General features: G+C 75.0%; 14 protein-coding genes and 1 pseudogene. 4 read left to right on the top strand and 11 right to left on the bottom strand.

Annotation, left to right across the window (positions count from 1 at the left end; translation table 11 throughout):
• Nucleotides 1-3 precede the first annotated feature (3 nt).
• Genes OHL10_RS17775 through OHL10_RS17765 form a run of 3 tightly spaced genes read right to left on the bottom strand, consistent with a single transcriptional unit; the run spans nt 4 to nt 5,976 of the window.
• A complete protein-coding gene (locus tag OHL10_RS17775; protein WP_265523584.1) occupies nt 4-3,474 on the bottom strand; it encodes an error-prone DNA polymerase in 3,471 nt (1,156 codons plus the stop codon).
• Nucleotides 3,467-5,086 (bottom strand): DNA polymerase Y family protein, encoded by a 1,620-nt coding sequence (locus tag OHL10_RS17770; protein WP_265523583.1) that lies wholly within the window; start codon nt 5,084-5,086, stop codon nt 3,467-3,469. Before OHL10_RS17770 ends, OHL10_RS17775 begins: the two co-directional genes overlap by 8 nt.
• Nucleotides 5,083-5,976 carry a hypothetical protein gene (locus OHL10_RS17765; protein WP_265523582.1) on the bottom strand — a complete coding sequence of 298 codons (894 nt, stop codon included), beginning with the start codon at nt 5,974-5,976 and terminating at the stop codon, nt 5,083-5,085. The genes OHL10_RS17770 and OHL10_RS17765 overlap by 4 nt, the downstream gene beginning before the upstream one ends.
• A 285-nt stretch (nt 5,977-6,261) precedes the next feature.
• Between OHL10_RS17765 and OHL10_RS17760 the strand changes: the two genes are divergently transcribed.
• A complete protein-coding gene (locus OHL10_RS17760; RefSeq protein ID WP_265523581.1) occupies nt 6,262-6,810 on the top strand; it encodes a YbhB/YbcL family Raf kinase inhibitor-like protein in 549 nt (182 codons plus the stop codon).
• A 67-nt stretch (nt 6,811-6,877) separates the two neighbouring features.
• Here OHL10_RS17760 and OHL10_RS17755 read toward each other — a convergent pair whose 3' ends face one another.
• From OHL10_RS17755 to OHL10_RS17730, 6 genes and pseudogenes are all read right to left on the bottom strand, one after another.
• Nucleotides 6,878-7,837: a siderophore-interacting protein gene (locus OHL10_RS17755; protein WP_265523580.1), complete on the bottom strand. Its 960-nt coding sequence runs from the start codon at nt 7,835-7,837 to the stop codon at nt 6,878-6,880.
• Nucleotides 7,838-7,868: 31 nt separating this feature from the next.
• Nucleotides 7,869-10,019, bottom strand: coding sequence for an iron ABC transporter permease (locus OHL10_RS17750; protein WP_265523579.1), 2,151 nt, complete (start codon nt 10,017-10,019; stop codon nt 7,869-7,871).
• Nucleotides 10,016-11,002, bottom strand: a complete 987-nt coding sequence (locus OHL10_RS17745) for an ABC transporter substrate-binding protein (RefSeq protein WP_265523578.1) — start codon at nt 11,000-11,002, stop codon at nt 10,016-10,018. Before OHL10_RS17745 ends, OHL10_RS17750 begins: the two co-directional genes overlap by 4 nt.
• Nucleotides 11,003-11,107: 105 nt before the next feature.
• Nucleotides 11,108-11,893 carry an ABC transporter ATP-binding protein gene (locus OHL10_RS17740; RefSeq protein ID WP_265523622.1) on the bottom strand — a complete coding sequence of 262 codons (786 nt, stop codon included), beginning with the start codon at nt 11,891-11,893 and terminating at the stop codon, nt 11,108-11,110.
• 193 nt (nt 11,894-12,086) lie between these two features.
• Nucleotides 12,087-13,040 carry a universal stress protein gene (locus OHL10_RS17735; protein ID WP_265523577.1) on the bottom strand — a complete coding sequence of 318 codons (954 nt, stop codon included), beginning with the start codon at nt 13,038-13,040 and terminating at the stop codon, nt 12,087-12,089.
• Nucleotides 13,041-13,127: 87 nt separating this feature from the next.
• Nucleotides 13,128-13,307, bottom strand: a pseudogene (locus tag OHL10_RS17730) (TrmH family RNA methyltransferase); the annotation flags it as partial.
• A gap of 1,006 nt (nt 13,308-14,313) precedes the next feature.
• Here OHL10_RS17730 and OHL10_RS17725 point away from each other — a divergent pair.
• The gene (locus tag OHL10_RS17725; RefSeq protein WP_265523576.1) at nt 14,314-14,529 is read left to right on the top strand and encodes a helix-turn-helix domain-containing protein; all 216 of its coding nucleotides are present in this window, start codon (nt 14,314-14,316) and stop codon (nt 14,527-14,529) included.
• Between the two features lie 2 nt (nt 14,530-14,531).
• Nucleotides 14,532-16,013: a HipA domain-containing protein gene (locus OHL10_RS17720; protein ID WP_265523575.1), complete on the top strand. Its 1,482-nt coding sequence runs from the start codon at nt 14,532-14,534 to the stop codon at nt 16,011-16,013.
• 357 nt (nt 16,014-16,370) lie between these two features.
• Here the strand turns inward: OHL10_RS17720 and OHL10_RS17715 are convergent, their stop codons facing one another.
• Nucleotides 16,371-16,748, bottom strand: a complete 378-nt coding sequence (locus OHL10_RS17715; protein WP_265523574.1) for a hypothetical protein — start codon at nt 16,746-16,748, stop codon at nt 16,371-16,373.
• A gap of 117 nt (nt 16,749-16,865) precedes the next feature.
• Here OHL10_RS17715 and OHL10_RS17710 point away from each other — a divergent pair, with 117 nt between their 5' ends.
• Entirely contained in the window at nt 16,866-17,225 is a 360-nt protein-coding gene (locus OHL10_RS17710) for a hypothetical protein (RefSeq protein WP_265523573.1), read from the top strand.
• A 136-nt stretch (nt 17,226-17,361) separates the two neighbouring features.
• On the opposite strand, the gene OHL10_RS17705 is transcribed toward OHL10_RS17710, so the two are convergent.
• A partial coding sequence (locus OHL10_RS17705; RefSeq protein ID WP_322645589.1) for a TrmH family RNA methyltransferase occupies nt 17,362-17,496 on the bottom strand: 135 nt, incomplete at its 5' end.

The raw sequence follows: 17,496 nt of genomic DNA, 5'->3' as shown, positions 1-17,496 counted from the left end.
GCCTCACCGGAAGTCCCGCGACGTGGTGGCGACCTGCAGCGAGAGCGGCGCGAGATGCTCGGCGACGAGGTTCGTGGCGCCGTCGGCCCGCTCCACCCGCCCGCGCACCACGAGCGCCGCCGAGGAGCGCGCCACCTGCCGGAACCGGCGCCACAGCCCGGGCGAGCAGATGACGTTGAGGATGCCGGTCTCGTCCTCGAGCGACAGGAACGTCACTCCCCCGGCGGTCCCCGGGCGCTGGCGGTGGGTGACGACACCGCCCACCGCGACCCGTCGGCCGTCCTGGGCGGTGAAGACCTCCTCGACCGTGACGACCCCCGCGGCGCGCAGGCCGGGGCGCACGTACTGCACCGGGTAGGAGTCGGTGGACACACCCGTCGCCCACACGTCCGCGACCGCGGTCTCGACCTCGCTCATGCCGGGCAGCGCCGGGGCGCGGACCCCGACGCTCACCCCTTCCAGGGTGTCCGGGCCCTCCTGGGCGAGGGCCGCCGCGGCCCACAGCGCCTCCCGCCGCTCGACACCGAGGCAGGCGAGGGCGCCGGCCGTCGCGAGGCCCTCGAGCTGGGCGGTGCTGAGGTCCACCCGGCGCACCAGGTCGCGCAGACCCGTGAACGGTCCGGGCGCCCGGGCGGCGACGAGCCGCTCGGCCGGGTCCGTCCCCATCCCCCGCACGCTCGCCAGCCCGAGCCGCACCGCGAGCGCCCCGTCCGCGGTGCGCTCCACACCCGCCTGCACGGCGGAGGCCCCGACGTCCGGGCGCAGCACCTGCACGCCGTGCCGGCGGGCGTCGGCGACGAGGGACTGCGGCGAGTAGAACCCCATGGGCTGGGCGGCGAGCAGCCCGGCGAAGAACGCCGCCGGGTGGTGGACCTTGAGCCACGCGCTCGCGTAGACGAGGAACGCGAACGAGTACGCGTGCGACTCCGGGAAGCCGAAGTCGGCGAAGGCCTTGAGCTTGTCGTAGATCTGCTGGCGCACCTCGGGCCCGATCCCGTTGCGCTCCATCCCCGTCATCAGCCGCGCCCGCAGGGCCTCCATCCGCTCGACCGACCGCTTGGAACCCATCGCGCGACGCAGCTGGTCGGACTCGGCGGGGGTGAAGTCCGCGACGTCGATCGCCATCTGCATCAGCTGCTCCTGGAACAGCGGCACACCCTTGGTCTTGCCGAGCGAGTTCTCGAGCAGCGGGTGCAGGAACGTCACCGGCTCGCGGCCCCGCGCCCGCTCGATGTACGGGTGCACCGACCCGCCCTGGATGGGGCCGGGGCGGATGAGGGCGACCTCGATGACGATGTCGTAGAAGGTGCGCGGCCGCAGGCGCGGCAGGGTGGACATCTGGGCCCGCGACTCGACCTGGAACACCCCCACCGTGTCCGCCGCGCACAGCAGGTCGTAAACCGCGGGGTCGTCCTGCGGCAGGGTGTGCAGCGCGAGGTGCACCCCCTCGTGCTCCGCGACGAGGTCGAACGCGATGCGCAGCGCCGTGAGCATCCCGAGGCCGAGCAGGTCGAACTTCACCAGCCCGGCGTCCGCGCAGTCCTCCTTGTCCCACTGCAGCACGGTGCGCCCCGGCATCCGGGCCCACTCCACGGGACAGACCTCGATGACCGGGCGGTCGCACATGACCATGCCGCCCGAGTGGATCCCCAGGTGCCGGGGCAGGCGCAGCATCCGGTCGGCCAGGTCGAGGACGGCGTCCGGGATCTCCCCGTCCTCGGCGGCCGACGGCGGGCGGCGGGCGGGCACGACGTCGTGGGTGTCGTCGGCGCGCAGCGCACCGGCGAGGCGCTCGTCCTGCGCGAGGGGGTCCACCACCTGCCCGGGCTGCGGGCCCCAGAGCGCCTGGACCTGCGCGTCCTTGACCGCGGTCCGGCTCGCGACCGAGGCCTCCTTCTGCGCGCGGTCGGCCGCCGGGCTGCTCGGGTCGGGGCCGCGCAGCGAGCCCCAGCGCTCGATCGACTTGCTCCACGCGTCCTGCTGCCCGACGTCGTAGCCCAGCGCGCGGGCGGCGTCGCGCACCGCTGACCTGGGCCGGTAGGAGATGACGTTGGCCACCTGGGCGGCGTGCGTGCGCCCGAAGCGCTCGTAGACGTACTGGATGACCTCCTCGCGCCGGGCGGACTCGATGTCGACGTCGATGTCCGGCGGTCCGTCCCGCTCGGGGGCGAGGAACCGCTCGAAGAGCAGGCCGTGGTGCACGGCGTCGACCGCGGTGATGCCGAGCGCGTAGCAGACGGCCGAGTTCGCCGCCGAGCCGCGCCCCTGCGCGAGGATGCCCCGGGTGCGGCAGAGCTCCACGAGGTCGTAGACGATGAGGAAGTAGCCGGGGAACCCGAGCTGCTCGATGACCCGCAGCTCGTGGTCGATCTGCGCCCAGGCACCGGGTTCGCGCTCGGCATCCCGGGGCCCGTAGCGCTCGGTGGCGCCGCGGTGCACGAGCTCGCGCAGCCACGTCGTCTCGGTGTGCCCCGCCGGCACCGGGTAGGGCGGCAGCGCCGGGGCGACGAGGGTGAGGTCGAACGCACACTCCAGGCCCAGCTCCGCGGCGGTCGCCACCGCCTGCGGGTGGCGGTGGTGGCGTGCCAGCATCTCCGCGGCCGAGCGCAGGTGCGCCGTCGGGGCACCGGGCAACCACCCGTCCATGTCGTCGAGGGCCGACCGCGCACGCACGGCCGCGAGCGCCCCGGCCAGGTCGGCGTCGCGCGGCCGCGCGTAGTGAACATTGCCGGTGGCGACGAGCGGTACCCGCGCGCGCTCGGCCAGCGCGGCCAGGGCGCGGCACAGGTCGGCGTCGTGCGGGTCGCCGGAGTCGGTGATCTCGACGGCGACGTTGCCAGGCCCGAAGAGGGCGACGAGCCGGTCGAGCTCACGGCGGGCGGCGTCCGGGCCCTCGGTGACGAGGGCCCGGCGCACCGCTCCCTTGCGGCAGCCGGTGAGGACGAGCCACTGCCCGTCGGCCTGCTCGCCGAGACGCTCGAGCCGGTAGTCGGCCGCGCCCTTGGTCCCCGTGGCCAGGTGGGCGGTCGCGATCGCGCTCGACAGCCGGTGGTAGCCCTGGGGCCCGCGCGCGAGGACGAGCAGGTGGGTGGCGCGCGGGTCCGGGACGCCGGTCGGCGGGTCGAGGACGGGGGCGCCGGGTGGTGCGTCCGCCCGACCGTGCGACCGGGCGTCGGCGTGCGCCGGCGCGGGCAGGTGCAGCTCGGCCCCGAAGACGGTGGGCAGGGCGACCTTGGCCGCGGCCTGCGCGAAGCGCACGACCCCGTACAGGCCGTCGTGGTCGGTGAGCGCGAGCGCGCTCAGGCCGAGGCGCGCCGCCTCCGCGGCGAGCTCCTCGGGGTGGGACGCCCCGTCGAGGAAGCTGAAGGCCGAGTGGGCGTGCAGCTCGGCGTACCGGGCTGGCCAGCCGGCCGGCCGGCGGGCCGGCCGGTCGGCAGGACGGTCGGCAGGACGGTCGGCAGGGCGCTCAGTCATAGACGGCCTCCACCGTCCAGCGGCCCGCGGTGCTCGCGAGGAGCACGCCGCGGCCGTCGGCGAGCACGACCTGCAGGTGCACCCGCCGCCGGGGGGCGGGGGTCCACCAGCGTTCCGCGAGCGGCCAGGGGCCGGCCCAGTCCCGGACGGTCTCCTGCCGGGAGCCGCCCGGACCTGCCGGCACGCCCCAGCGCACCGCGGCCGGCGGTGCGCTCATCGCGAGGCGGGCGTCGACCACCACCGGGCGCCCGGCGTCGTCCAGGAGAGCGACGTCGACCGGCTCGACGAGGACCGTCGCCGGGGCAGGGCGGGGAAGCCGGCCCGGCCACGGCAGCGCCGGGTCGCGCGGCGCGCGCACGTCCTCGCCGAACGGGACGAGGTGCACCTGGTCGCGCGCGTCCCGCCCGCCCTGCAGGGCGACCTGCAGGACGGCGTCCCCGCCGAGGATGCCCTGCACCCGGCCGAGGGCGCGGTGCGCCCGCTGGTCCTCACCGCTGGAGGCGCCCCACAGCCGGGGCTGCTCCGCACCCGCGGCGACGACCTCCTCCGCGGTGAGCGCCAGGTGCACGACCGGGGCGACGGGCACGTCGGCGCGGCGCAGGCTCGAGGCCGTGAGCCAGCCCTCCAGCTGCCAGCGCACCCGGTCGGTGATGCGGGCCGGGCTGAGCCCGCCCAGCCCCCCGCCGCCCGCGCCGTCGGTGCGCCACGCGCGCTCGAGCTCGCCGCCGTCCGCCGTGCGGGCCGTGATCCGCAGCCGGCCGGCGGCGAGCGAGCGGGAGACGATCTGGTCGTGCAGCTCCTCGGCGAGCCGACGGGCCACGAACGTGGCGACGTCGACCCGCTCGGCGGGCGGGTCGAGGTCGGTGCGCACCGCGACGTCGGGCTCGATGCGCCGCCGGGCGGGCGGGCGCAGGTCCTCGCCGCGCGCGAGCCGGTGCGCCCACGCCCCGAGGTCGCCGAAGCGGGCCTCGACGACGGCGGCCGGCAGCGCGACGAGGTCGCCCAGCGTGCGCACCCCGAGCCGGCCCAGCAGGTGCACGAGCTCGTCGGCACGGCTCGCCACGTCGGGGCGCGCGGCGGCGTGCAGGAGCGTCGAGGCCGGCAGCGGGGCGAGGTAGGCGGACGAGCCGCCCGGGGGCACGACGCGGGACTCCCGGGCGGCGAGGACCGCGGCGAGGATGCCGTCGGCGACCCCGACCTGGCACTCGTACCCGGTGCGCTCGGCGACCCGGGCGACGAGCTCCTCCGCGAGGCGCGCGGCCGACCCGTGGTACCGGCTGGCCCCCGACGCCGGCAGGAGCAGCAGCCCCGGCCGGGCGATCTCCAGGCCCGCGACGACGGTCTCCGCCGCGAGCGCGACGGGTTCGAACTCGCGGGCGTCGCGGGCGTCGTCGACGTCGAGGAGCTCCAGCTCCGGGCAGCACTCCTGCGCCCGACGCCGCCGCATCCCCCGGCGCACCCCCTGCGCGCGGGCGGTCGCCGAGACCGCGACGACCCGGCGGCCGTCGTGGGTGGCGGACGGCACGTGCGCCGGGACCTCCCGGGTGGCCATCGCGGCGAGCACCGGCCAGTCCGGCACCCACAGGGCGGCGGTGCGGGTCGGCGTGGTCATCCGACGAGCCGGAGGTCCGGGCCGGGGGCGAGATCGGCCGTGGGTTCAGCAGGCCGGGTGGCGTCCGGCCGGGTGCGGGGGTCGGCACGGGAACCGGTGAGGTAGCGCGGCGCCGGGCCGAGGTCGAGGGGCACCTCGACCTCGAGACGGACCGCCCGGGCGGCGCCGGCACGTCCGGCACGCTCCACGAGCACGGTGCGCCGGCGCAGCCAGCCCGCGCCGCGGTCGACGCCGGTCCACGTCCCCGCGCGCGCCGTCAGCACGACGTGCGCCCCGACCCAGGGGACGGACGAGACCAGCACGGCCCCCCGCTCCCGCGCGCGGGCACCCAGGCGTCGGCGCTCCGGGTCGGTGAGCGCGGCCTGCGGCCCCACCACCACGACGTCCATGCCGTCGAGCAGCGCCGCGATGGCGACGGCCGCGTCCGGTCCGGGCCGCGGCACGAGCACGAACCGGCCGAGGTCCGCCCCGGCGTCGGCGGCGGCGAGCACCCCCACCCCCGGAAAGCCCACCGCGGCGGTCCAGGCGCCCGCGCGGGACGCCTGCGCCACGAGGGAGAGCAGCAGGCCCGTCGATCCCTGGACACTGAGCGTGGTCCCCCGCTGGAGCGCACCGAGCGGGAGCAGCGGCGCGAGATCGGCGTGCACGGGCCAGGTCCGCTCGTCGGGCACGGCGGAGACCTGACGAGGAGCAGGAGCCGGCCGAGGAGACGACGCAGGCGCGGGGGCCGACGTGGCAGCCGCGGCAGCCGCCTGGGTCGGCTCCCGGGTCCTCGCCGTCCGGCGGACCCCCGCGCTCTCCTCCGCACGCTGCAGGACGGAGCGGGCGAGCGCGAACCGGCTCGCGGAGGTCGCCTCGTCCTGGCCCGCGGGAGTCTCGACGACCGTCATCGCGCCTCCCAGCAGATGGTGCACCGGCCACGGCCGGGACGTCCTTCGACGGGGTGCCACCCGTCCTTCGAACAGGTGTTCGAACACTTCTAGTACACGCCCGGGTGCGGGCGGTGTCAACTTCTCGTGCGGCGCCACGACCCTCGACCTCCGGTCGAGGTCGAGGGTCGTGGCGAACCGTCGACCCGTGGTCGAGGGTCACCCGGAACGGCGACATCTCGTGGAATCCTGCGGATCTCCCGCCTCCCGTGGCTACCGCACGGCGTCTTCGGCACGATGGGAGGCATGGAACTCGAGCTCCGACCCCACGCACCCGAGCCCTACTCCCTGCTCCCCGAGATGCCCACCTTCACCCTCACGAGCACCGACATGACCGACGGCGAACCGCTGCCCGACACCCATGCGGCGGCCGGGGACGACCTGTCCCCCGCGCTCGGCTGGTCCGGCTTCCCCGAGGGAACGCGCTCGTTCGTCGTCAGCTGCTTCGACCCCGACGCGCCGACCCCGGCCGGGTACTGGCACTGGACGGTGGTCGACCTCCCGGTCACGACGACGGCCCTCGCCACGGGCGTGGGCGTCCCGGACGCCGACCTGCCCGCAGGCGCCTTCCAGACCAGGACCGACGGCGGCGCGGTCGGCTACGAGGGCGCCGCACCCCCGCCCGGGGACCGCCCGCACCGGTACGTCTTCGCGGTCCACGCCCTCGACGTCGACTCTCTCGCCGACGCCGAGGGGGTCGGACCGGACGCCTCCCCGACGGCGGTCGCGTTCACCGCGCTCTTCCACACGATCGCGCGCGCGACCCTGACCCCGACCTACCAGGTCCCCGCGTAGCGGCACCAGTCGCACCAGCAGGACCGGTCGTACCAGCAGGACCGGTCGGGCAGGCCGCGGGGGCCGCTCAGCTCTCCGAGCGGCCCTCGCGCCAGTAGCCCATGAAGGCGACGGCCCGGCGGTCGACGCCGAGCTCGCCGACGAGGTGGCGGCGCAGCGTCTTGATGACGCCCGCCTCCCCGGCGAGCCAGGCGTAGAGCACCGTGTCCTGCACGAGCGGCGCGCCCGAGCTGTCGACGGGCACCTCCCAGAGGATCGCGCTGTCCACGTCGACGTCCTCGACCTCGGTGCCGACCTCGGTGCGCGGCTCCTGGGACGGGCGCACCCCGAGCTGGAGGAAGCGCTCGGCAGCCTCCTGCACGGCGGGGACGAGGTGGGTGCCGTGCGGCTCGCCGTCGCGCGCCAGCCAGGTCACCCGCACGCCGTCCGGCGCGGCGAGCGCGAAGCGGTCCCCGGTCTCCGGGACCTCGAGGTACGCCTCGCCGACGGCGTCGGCCGGCAGGTCCTCGAGGATGGCGGCGATCGCCGGGACCGCCGTCTCGTCCCCGGCCAGCAGGAGCGCGTGGCTGCACGCGGGCGGCGCGAACTCCACCCCGCCGTGCGGGCCCTCGTGGCGACGGTTCGGCCCCAGCAGGACGAGCTCGGAGCCGGCGACCGCGGACAGCGCCCACCGCGACGCCGGGCCGCTGTCCCCGTGCAGCACGACGTCGACGTCGACCTCCCGCTCCGCGTGGCGCACCGCACGTGTGGTGTAGGTCCGCAGGCGGTTGCGGCGGTCGTCCGGCTGGGCGCGCCACGCGGCGTACCACTCGGCGCCGCGCACGAGGTGCGTGTACCCGCCGTCGGGCGCGGGCAGGACGAACTTGATGCGCACGTCACGCCCGACGTCGGCGAACTCGTCGAGGTCGGGGCCGGTGAACGTGATGCGCAGGAAGCTCGGCGACAGCCGGGCGACCCGCGCCACGGACACGTCGAAGAAGCGCCAGGGCGTCACGGCGGTCACCTGGTCGGCGGGGGCCTGCGTCATGGTCGTCTCCTGTCGTGGGCGTACGGGTGGGTCACGCCTCGCGCCCGCGGCCACGCCACAGGAGCCAGACGAAGTAGGGGGCGCCGATCAGCGCGGTGGTGAGGCCGGCCGGGATCTGCACGGGGGCGAACGCGGCGCGCCCGACGGTGTCGGCGACGCTCACGAGGAGCGCACCGAGCAGCATCGCGACCGGGACGACCCGCCCGTGCCGCGAGCCGACGAGCGCGCGGGCGGCGTGCGGGGCCACGAGGCCGACGAACCCGACGACCCCGATCGCGCACACGGCCGCGGCCGTGAGCAGCGCGCTCGAGGTGAGGAGCACGAACCGGTCGCGCCCGAGCGCGAGGCCCAGCACCCGCGGGGTGTCCTCGTCGAGGGCGAGCACGTCCATCTCGCGGCGCGACCAGAGCGCGACCGGCACCACGACGACCAGCGCGAGGACGACCGGCACGAGGTGGTCGAGGGTGCGCCCGTACGTCGACCCGGACAGCCAGGTGAGGGCCACGTTCGTGTTCCACGGCTGCACGACGACGATGACCATCGCCGTCAGCGCGGTCGCGCCCGCGCTCGTGCCGACGCCGATGAGCACGAGGCGGTCCGAGCTCAGCCCGCCGCGGGACGCCAGCGCGTAGACGAGCGCGAACGTCCCGAGCGCGCCCACGACGGCCGCACCGGACATGGCCCAGATGCCGACGCCGGGGACGAGGAGCACGACGGCCACGGCGGCCAGGCCGGCACCCGCCGTGATCCCGAGGATCCCCGGCTCGGCCAGGGGGTTGCGGGCGACGGACTGCACGATCGTGCCCGCCAGGCCCAGCGCCGCACCCGCGAGGAGCGCGGCGAGCACCCGCGGGACGCGCTGGTCGAGGACGAACGTCACCTGGCGCCCGGCCTGCTCCGTCATCCAGTTCACGACGTCGCCGGTCAGCAGGAGGCGGTCGCCGAGCAGCAGCGCGGCGAGCGCGGCACCGACCACGAGGACGACGAGGACGCCCTGGACGACCAGCGCCCGGCGACGGGTCCGGGGGCGCACGCGGGCGCTGCGCGCGGTGGCCGCGGGCCCGGAGTCCCGCAGCCTGCGGGCCAGGAGCACGAGCGTGACCGCCCCGAAGACGGTCGTGACGATCCCGGTCGGCACGGCCACGCCGTAGCCACCGGGCAGCACCGCGCGCAGCAGCACGTCGGCGCCGAGGACGACGACCACCCCGGCGAGCCCCGCGAGCGGGACGAGGACGCGGTGGCGGTTGATGCCGGGGACGCGGCGCGCCGCGAGCCGGACGATGACCGGCGCGCACAGCCCGACGAACCCGACCGGCCCGGCCACCGTCACCGCCGCGGCGGACAGCAGCACGGCGAGGACGACGGTCACGACGCGGGTGCCGCGCACGTCGACGCCGAGGACGGTCGCGGCGTCGTCGCCCAGGGCGAGCAGGTCGAGGCGGTGCGCGACGAGGAGCAGCCCGACGAGCCCGAGGAGGACGAGCGGTGCGGCGAGCGCGACGGACCGCGTCCCGGACTGCACGATCGAGCCGCTGCCCCAGGCGAACAGGCCCAGCGTCTCCTGCTGGAACAGCACGAGCAGGACCATGGTCAGGGCGTTGAGCGCCATCGCGACGGCGGAGCCGGCGAGGATGAGGCGCGTCGGCCCGGAGGCCCCGCCCCGGGCGAGCACGAGGACCAGGCCGGCCGCCGCCAGCCCGCCGACGAACGCCATCAGGCCGGAGAGGTAGAACGGGACCGAGATGCCGACGACCGCGGCGAGCACGACCGTGACCCAGGCGCCCGCGTTGACCGCGAGCGTGTCCGGCGAGGCGAGCGGGTTGCGCGCGACGGACTGCAGGGCCGCCCCCGCGGCCCCGAGGGCGACGCCCACGAGGAGCCCGGCGAGGAGCCGGGGCACCCGGGACGCGACGAGCACGGCCCCCGTGGTGGGGTCGGTCGGGTCCACCAGGTAGCGCAGGAGGTCGCCCACGCCGACGTCGGCGGTCCCCTGTGTCAGGTGGACGGCCGCGAGCGCCAGGACGACCAGGACGGTGATGCCGAAGACCACGCCCACCGCCAGGCGGTGGGTCGGGTGGGTCGTGGCCTGCGGGACGTGCCCCGCGGGGGTGGGGTCGGCGACGAGCAACGGGTCTCGTCGGTCGACCTCCTCGGTCACCCCCCGCGGGGCACGCGTGCTCACGCCGTCAGTGCCTCGACGAGCGCGTCGATGTACGCGCCCGCGGACGCCGGGCCGCCGAACATCCAGATGCCGTCGGGGATGCGGTGCACGTCGCCGGCCTCGACGAAGGGCAGCTGCTCCCAGACGGCGTTGCCCGCGAGACCGTCGGCGAAGGGGTCCTCGTCGCCGCTGGCCGCGTAGAAGAAGGCCAGGTCGCGGTCGAGGACGGTGAGCCCCTCGACGTCGGTCTGCGAGAGCCCGTAGTCGGCGTCGCCCTCCTCGGGCCACGCGTTGACGAGGCCGAGCTCGTCGGCGATGCCGCCGAAGAACGACCCCTCGGTGTACATCCGCACGGAGACCGTGCCGTTGCTGACCCAGCCGTCGGCGAAGACGAACTCCGCGCCGTCGACCCCGGCGTCCGCGAGCCTCGCCGTGGCCTCGGCGACGGCGTCGTCGAACCCGGTCAGGAGGTCGGCGCCGGCGCCGTCGGTCCCGGTCACGGCGGCCAGGGTCGTCACCGTCTCCCGCATGTAGCCCACGGGGTCGGTGCCGTCGGAGCCGCGCAGGACCACGAGCGGGGCGATGTCCTCGAGCTGGTCGAGGACGTTCTCGGGGGTGTCGGTGGTGACGGCGATGAGGTCGGGCTCCAGCGCGGAGACGGCGTCGAGGCTCACCTCGCCGCGCATACCGACGTCGGGCGTCGACTCGTCGATCGGCACGACCTGGTCCCACGTGTTGTAGCCGACGACGTCCGCCTGGCCGACGATGTCGACACCGAGGGCGAGCAGGTTCTCGGTCAGCCCCCACTCGAGGGAGACGACCTCGGTCGCCGGGGCGTCGAGCGTGTGCTCACCGCGCTCGTCGGTGTACGTCACGGGGCCCGACGCCGCCGGGGCGTCCGTGGTGGTCTCCGCGGCAGGCTCCTCCGTGGTGCCGCAGGCGGCGAGAGTGAGGGCCGTGGCCAGGACGGCTGCGGGCAGCCCGATCCGGTGTGCAGGTCGCATGGGTTCCTTCGTTCGTGGTGCTCGGGTGTCGAGCGGGTGGTGAGAGGACGGGCGGCGGCTGGGTAGGTCGACCGCCGATCGACCGCCGGTCGGGCTGCCGGACGATCAGGCGCCGACGGCGCTCCGGCGCGAGTGCTTGCCGACGGGTTCGGTCCGCACGGCCCCGGTGTGCGGGTCGCGGCTGACGTCGATGCGGATGCCGTAGGTCTCCGTGAGCGCCGGCGCGGTCAGCACGTCGGCCGCGAGGCCGCAGGCCCGCACCGCGCCGTGCTGCAGGAGCACGACGTGGTCGGCCACGGCCGCGGCCTGGTTGAGGTCGTGCAGGACCACACCGACCGCGACCTCGTGGTGGTCCGCCAGGTCGCGCACGAGGTCGAGGATCTCGACCTGGTACCGCAGGTCCAGGTACGTGGTGGGCTCGTCGAGCAGCAGCACCCCGGTGTCCTGGGCGAGGCACGTGGCCAGCCAGACGCGCTGGAGCTCGCCGCCGGACAGCTCGTCGACGCCGCGGTCGGCCATGGTGCGCACCCCGGTGACGTCCATGGCCCACGCGACCGCACGGACGCCGTCGGGATCGGAGGAGCGCAGGCGCCCGCGGTAGGGGTGGCGGCCGTAGCCGACGACGTCCCGGACGCTGACGCCGTTCGGCGTCGGCCGGCTCTGCGAGAGCAGCGTGACGCGGCGCGCGAACTCCTTGGGGTGCAGCGCGAGGGCGTCGTCGGCGTCGGGCAGCGACACCGTGCCGGCGGTGGGGCGGTGCAGGCGGGCGAGCGAGCGCAGCAGCGTGGACTTGCCGCTGCCGTTGGGACCGATGAGAACCGTGACCTCGCCCGGGAGCAGGCGCAGCGCGGCGTCGTGCACCACGGGCGCGCCGCCGTAGCCGAGGGTCATCCCGTGCGCCGAGAGCGCGGCGGCCCGGGTTGCGGTCGTGGGCGCGGCCACGCCGGGCAGGCTCGGCGCGACGACGGCGGGTAAGGTCTGACTCACGTAGGAGAGCCTAACCACACTCAGGGCCGGATGGCACCCCTCGGTCACGGGTGTGAGTCAGGTCACCGCGGCCTGTCAGGACGACGACCGCGCGATCTCACCGCGCGATCGTCACCGGGCAGTACGCCTCCCGGATCACCGTGTGGGTCACCGATCCCAGCAGCAGCGCGGCGAACCCGCCGCGCCCGCGGGTGCCCAGCACGAGCCGTTCGGCCCGCGCCGAGATCGCGACCAGCGCACGGGCGGGCCGACGCTCGACGCTCTCCCCCGTCACCTCGAGGCCCGGTTGCCGGTCCCGCGCCGCCGCCAGCGCGGCCGCCAGCAGGTGCTCGGCCGTCATCCCCGCGTTCTCGGGCGGGTAGCCCGCGCGGAGCAGCGACTCGAGGTGCTCCGACGTGCGGACCCACCAGGCCACCACGACCCGCAGCGGCACACCGAGCGCGTGCGCCGTGTCCGCGGCGTGCACGAGCGCGACCTCGCTGCTCGGCGACCCGTCGACACCGACGACGACCGGCAGCGACACCTCGCGCAGCGCCTCGACGTCGCCGTGGACGACCGTGACGGGGCAGTGCGCGTGCGCGGCCACCGCGAGCACGACCGACCCGCCGAGCTCCCCGGCGACCCGGCCGCGGTCACTCGCCCCCACGACCACCATCGCGGCGTCCAGGGAGCAGCCGACGAGCACGGCGGCGGGCGGCGCGAACTCGACGAAGGTCTCGACGGGCAGGTCCGGCGCGACGTCCCGCGCACAGTCCGCCCCCCGGTCCACCAGGACACGCCCGGCCGCCGCGACCAGGCTGCGCCGCGCGGCGACGTCGTGCGCGATCACCGCCGTCGTCGTGCGCGTCGAGGCAGCCACCCCGGCCAGCGTCGCCGCCTCCGGCCCCTCGACGGGCAGGTGGTCGTCCTGGCCGTCGTGCGCGAGCACCACGTGCAGGGCGCACCCACGGCGCGACGCCTCCCGCGCCGCCCACCGCACGGCGGCAGCAGCGGCCGCACCGCCGTCGTACCCCACGACGACCGGGCCGCTGAGCGCTCCCTCGCCGGACATACCCCCATCGTGGACCCCCCGGACGCTCGGCGACAGCCCAGACCGGTGGCTACCCGACGCGCTCCCCCGCGTGCCGGGTCAGTTCGGCTAGGCCCGGGTGGCCCAGAAGGCCACGGCCGACGCCGCGGCGACGTTCAGGGAGTCCACTCCCCCGGCCATGGGGATCGTCACCACGGTGTCGGCCGTGCCGATCGCCCCGCGCGAGAGCCCGTCGCCCTCGGTGCCGAGCACGAGCGCGAGGCGCTCGGGAAGATCGGCGACCAGGTCGCGATACCTCGAGAGCAGGGACTCGCCGGAGGTGAGCCATGGGCCAGAAGCGCGTTATCGACCAGAGGGGCGCGCCATCACGAGTGAGTCGCCGTCGGCAGGCACGCGCCGGCACCTCGCCGCCCATCCTGCACTCACGGAGTATCCCCGGCTCGATCCAGCCGGCCCGGCCATCGGCAGGCTGCCGAGGTCTCCCGGGCGCCGCCGGACGGCCCGCTCGTGCTCGGCGGCGACCTGAACGACGCCCCGGGCGGCCCGGCGCGCGCGGCGCTGGCCAGTGTCGGGGTGTCCGAGATAGGCGCGGCCCAGCCGACGTTGCTGTTCCGCGGTCGTGAGCCGCGGGCACTGTACGTGCTCGGCGCGTGGTGCGGCGCTCGACGTGCTCGAGTCGCCGTTCGTCGTCGAGCGGGCCGTGCCGACTCTCGTGTGCCCGTCGGACCGCGTGCCGGTGCGAGGCCTGCCGGAACTGCCGTGACCCGGCCCAGTCCGGCCCGGCGGCGCACCCCGCGCAGCGCCGACCACTGCCTGTGCCCACCAGTGACGGCGGAAGGCGCCACACCACGACCAGCTCGACGCCGAGCACCAGTCCCAGGTGGACGACGACGTCCGGTCGCTCTCGGACAACGCGGTCGGCGACGAGCAATGGGACTCCGACCGGCAGCCACCACTCCCGCCAGGCAGGGCCCGCTCCCTCGCGCAACTCGCTGGAGGGCGGCCGTCGATCCACGGCGTGGTTGCGCGGAAGCCCGACTCGTCAGCGATCGCACCGTGGTCCAGCACCGCACGCGCGGCGGCCGAGAGCACCGGGAGGACCGTGATGACGTGAGGACGAGGACGACGACAGGCGCGGACATCATGAGCCCCCGACGTGCGGCTGCCTCGGGCGCCGTGTCGGCGGGATAGAACCGGGTCCGATAGCAAAGTTGCTTGTGGTCCACTTCCGCTGAAGTGTACTGTAGGCCACATCCGCGAAAGTGGACCAGGACGCACATCTCAGGAGGCGCGGATGCAAGTTCGCACTATGGCTGACGTCGGAGCCCTCATCCGCGACGCCCGCGAGCAGGCCGGACTCACCCAGGTCGAGCTCGCCCGCCGCGCCCGCGTCGGCCGCGAATGGCTCATCAAGGTCGAGTCCGGGCGAACCAGTGCCGAGATGCCCCGCATCCTGGACGTGCTCGCCCAGCTTGGCCTCGTCCTCGACATCCAGCCCGAGGAGCACTGACCGTGGCCGGTCGAACCCTCGACGTCTACATGGACGGCGCCCACGCCGGGACGCTCGCCATGACCAGCGCAGGAAGCATCACCTTCTCCTACGACGGCGCATACCGGAACGCTGCCGGCTCGACGCCGCTGTCACTGTCGATGCCCAAGGTCACAGCGCGGCACCGGCAGCGCGTCGTGCTGCCCTTCATCCAGGGCCTGCTCCCGGACAACGAGAAGGCCTTGGCCTCCCTAGCCACCACCTACCAGGTCTCGGCACGGTCCCCGTTCGCGATCCTGGAGCACGTCGGTGGTGACGTCGCCGGAGCCCTGCAGCTCTTGCCTCCCGAGCGCGAAAGCACCGACGCCACTGCCGACCGGGCAGCGCTCGAACCGATCAGCGAGGACGAGGTGACCGACGACCTCTCCAGGGTCATCGACGCGTACCGCACCGGCGCCCCGCTGCGCGGACGCGAGCGCATGCGGATCAGCCTGGCTGGCGCGCAGCCCAAGATCGCGTTGGTCGCCCTGCCGGACGGCTCCTGGGCGCGCCCCGGCCCGGGAGCGCCGACAACCCACATCCTCAAGCCCGAGTACAGCGTCCCCCGTACGGCCGCGGACGAGCAGTATCCGGGGCTGACGACCGTGGAGGCGTTCAGCCTCGCGGTGGCTCGCCATGCCGGCCTGCGCACGCCCGCGGCTCGCACGTGGACTTCACCGGACGGGCAGCTGAGGGCGCTGGTCGTGGAGAGGTACGACCGGCACCTCGGGCCCGACGGAGTCGTGCACCGCGGCCACCAGGAGGACCTGTGCCAGGCCCTCGCAGTCCCGCCCGAGAAGAAGTACCAGCACCTCGACGGCGGACCTGGCGTCGGCGCAGTCGGAGAGCTGTTGCGGCAGCGGCTGCAGCCGAGCGACCGGATCGAGGTGGCACGCGACTTCCTGGCGCTGCTGACGTTGAACATTGCTCTGGTGAACACCGACGCCCACGCCAAGAACTACTCCCTCCTGCTCGACGGGGACACCGTTGAGCTTGCCCCCGCCTACGACGTGCTGTCGATCGCCCCCTACGAGAAGCCGGAGGACGCCGCCGTCAACGGGCCGCTGACCTTCCCGATGCGGATCGGCGACGACTACCGGATCAGCGGGATGCACGGCGCGGTCATCGCCGCGGAGGGGCGCCGCCTGGGCCTGACGGCCGAAGAATCCCAGGACGTCGTCGACGGTGTCCTGACCGCGGTACCCGGCGCTCTTGAGCAAGCTCGCAAGGACGTGGAGCAGATCCCCGGAGGCACCAAGATCGCCGACGCGACGATCCGGAACCTGCGTGACATCTCTCCGCTGCACCCCGAGCCCGCGAAGGTGACCGACTTCAGCCCAGCTGCCAGCCCGGCCGGGCCGGCGAGGCCCGCGCGCGCGAGAACCACGCCTGCGAGCACGCCCGGATCGTCCGCACCGCACGTGCGCGGCGAGGCCGGCTCCACCCTCAACGACCCCCAGGCCTGACGGCGGGATCGATCAGTTCAGCGAAGCGCAGCCGCGACGAGCGCGTCCCGCAGCCGGTCCGCCCGGCCCCACCGTGGGTCGACCACGCACACCGACACGCACCCGGCCAGGTCTGCGCGCGCGGCGCGCGACAGCTACGTCGGGCGCTCCATGACGCACACGACGACCGGGTCCGGGTTCACGCGTCGTCCACGGGCGTCGCCCGCCGCCAGGGCAGCAGGCGATCAGTGCGGCTCCGGTCTCGTTGCCAGGCAGCACAAGGACGATGTGCGAGCGCGCCTGGGCGGGGTCCGGGGGTCTGCTCGTCGTGGCCGGTCGGGTGGCTCAGGCCCCTTCAGAGTGCGGCACGACGCCGGTTCAGGACCCGAACAGCCCGCGGGTCTGCGCGGCCCAGAAGGCGTCCTTGTCGCCGCCGGTCGCGGGCATCAGGCCCATCTGGCGGGCCAGGATGTAGAACCCGGTGCTCGGGTCGTTGCCGTGCAGGTAGATCACCAGGGCCGAGAGTTTGTACCCGCGGCTGGGGTAGTCCTCGACGACCACATGACCGAGCAGGTGACCGATCGCGGCGCGCTCAGCTGGGTCGGCGAAGTTGAACGCCCGGTGCCCGGTGCGCTCGACCAGCTCGGCGTTCAGGTCGCTGTAGTTCGTCAGGGCGCCGCGCACAGCCACCTCGTCCAGGAAGTCGGAGGCTGCGGCCACCAGGTCGGCCCACCCGTCGTCGTCGCGTCCGTACACGCGCTCCCCCCTCGTAGGTCGCGGCTTCCACCGCGACCTCGCGCACGGGGCCGCCGGCGCGCTAGGGAACGTCTCGTCACCTGAGGGCCTGATGCGGATCGGCGGTAGGTTGCCGACATGGTGATCGATCACGTGCAGGACTACTGCGACTGGTGCATGGGTCCGTTGTCAGAGGCGTCCCGGATCCGGTCGCGCTGGCTCGGCCTACCCATCGAGGATGCGTGGGCGTGCAACGGCTGCCTCCAGGCGGGCCGCTACCACGTCCCGCCGGACGGGTGGAACGGTCCGCCTGAGGAGTGGCTGGCCGGTGACCAGTACGTGCTCGGCGCGGATGACGTACTGGTGATCGTCAATGCGCTGAACGAGATTCTCCACGGCCCGGACGCGATCGATGACTCAGAGTTTCAAGCGCGGACTGGCGTCCCGCGCGAAGCTGCTCGCCAGACGTTCCAGCGCCTCTCGGGGTCGGCTTCGTAGCCGGACCGCGATAGCGACCAGAACGACAGCGCCGCGGAAGGCCCTGGTCTGCTCGTCGTAGCGGACGGCCGGGGCGCGCCACCGCTTGAGCAGGGTGAGCCTGCTCTTGCGGGGTGTCCGGCGAGCGGGCCGAGCGTCAGACCCGGGTGGCCCAGAAGGCCACGGCCGACGCCGCGGCGACGTTCAGGGAGTCCACTCCCCCGGCCATGGGGATCGTCACCACGGTGTCGGCCGTGCCGATCGCCCCGCGCGAGAGCCCGTCGCCCTCGGT

Source organism: Oerskovia flava (assembly GCF_026163685.1).
Classification (GTDB): Bacteria; Actinomycetota; Actinomycetes; order Actinomycetales; family Cellulomonadaceae; genus Oerskovia_A; species Oerskovia_A flava.
The sequence above is the reverse complement of the archived record's forward strand: the minus strand, read 5'-3'. Positions and strand labels throughout refer to the sequence as shown.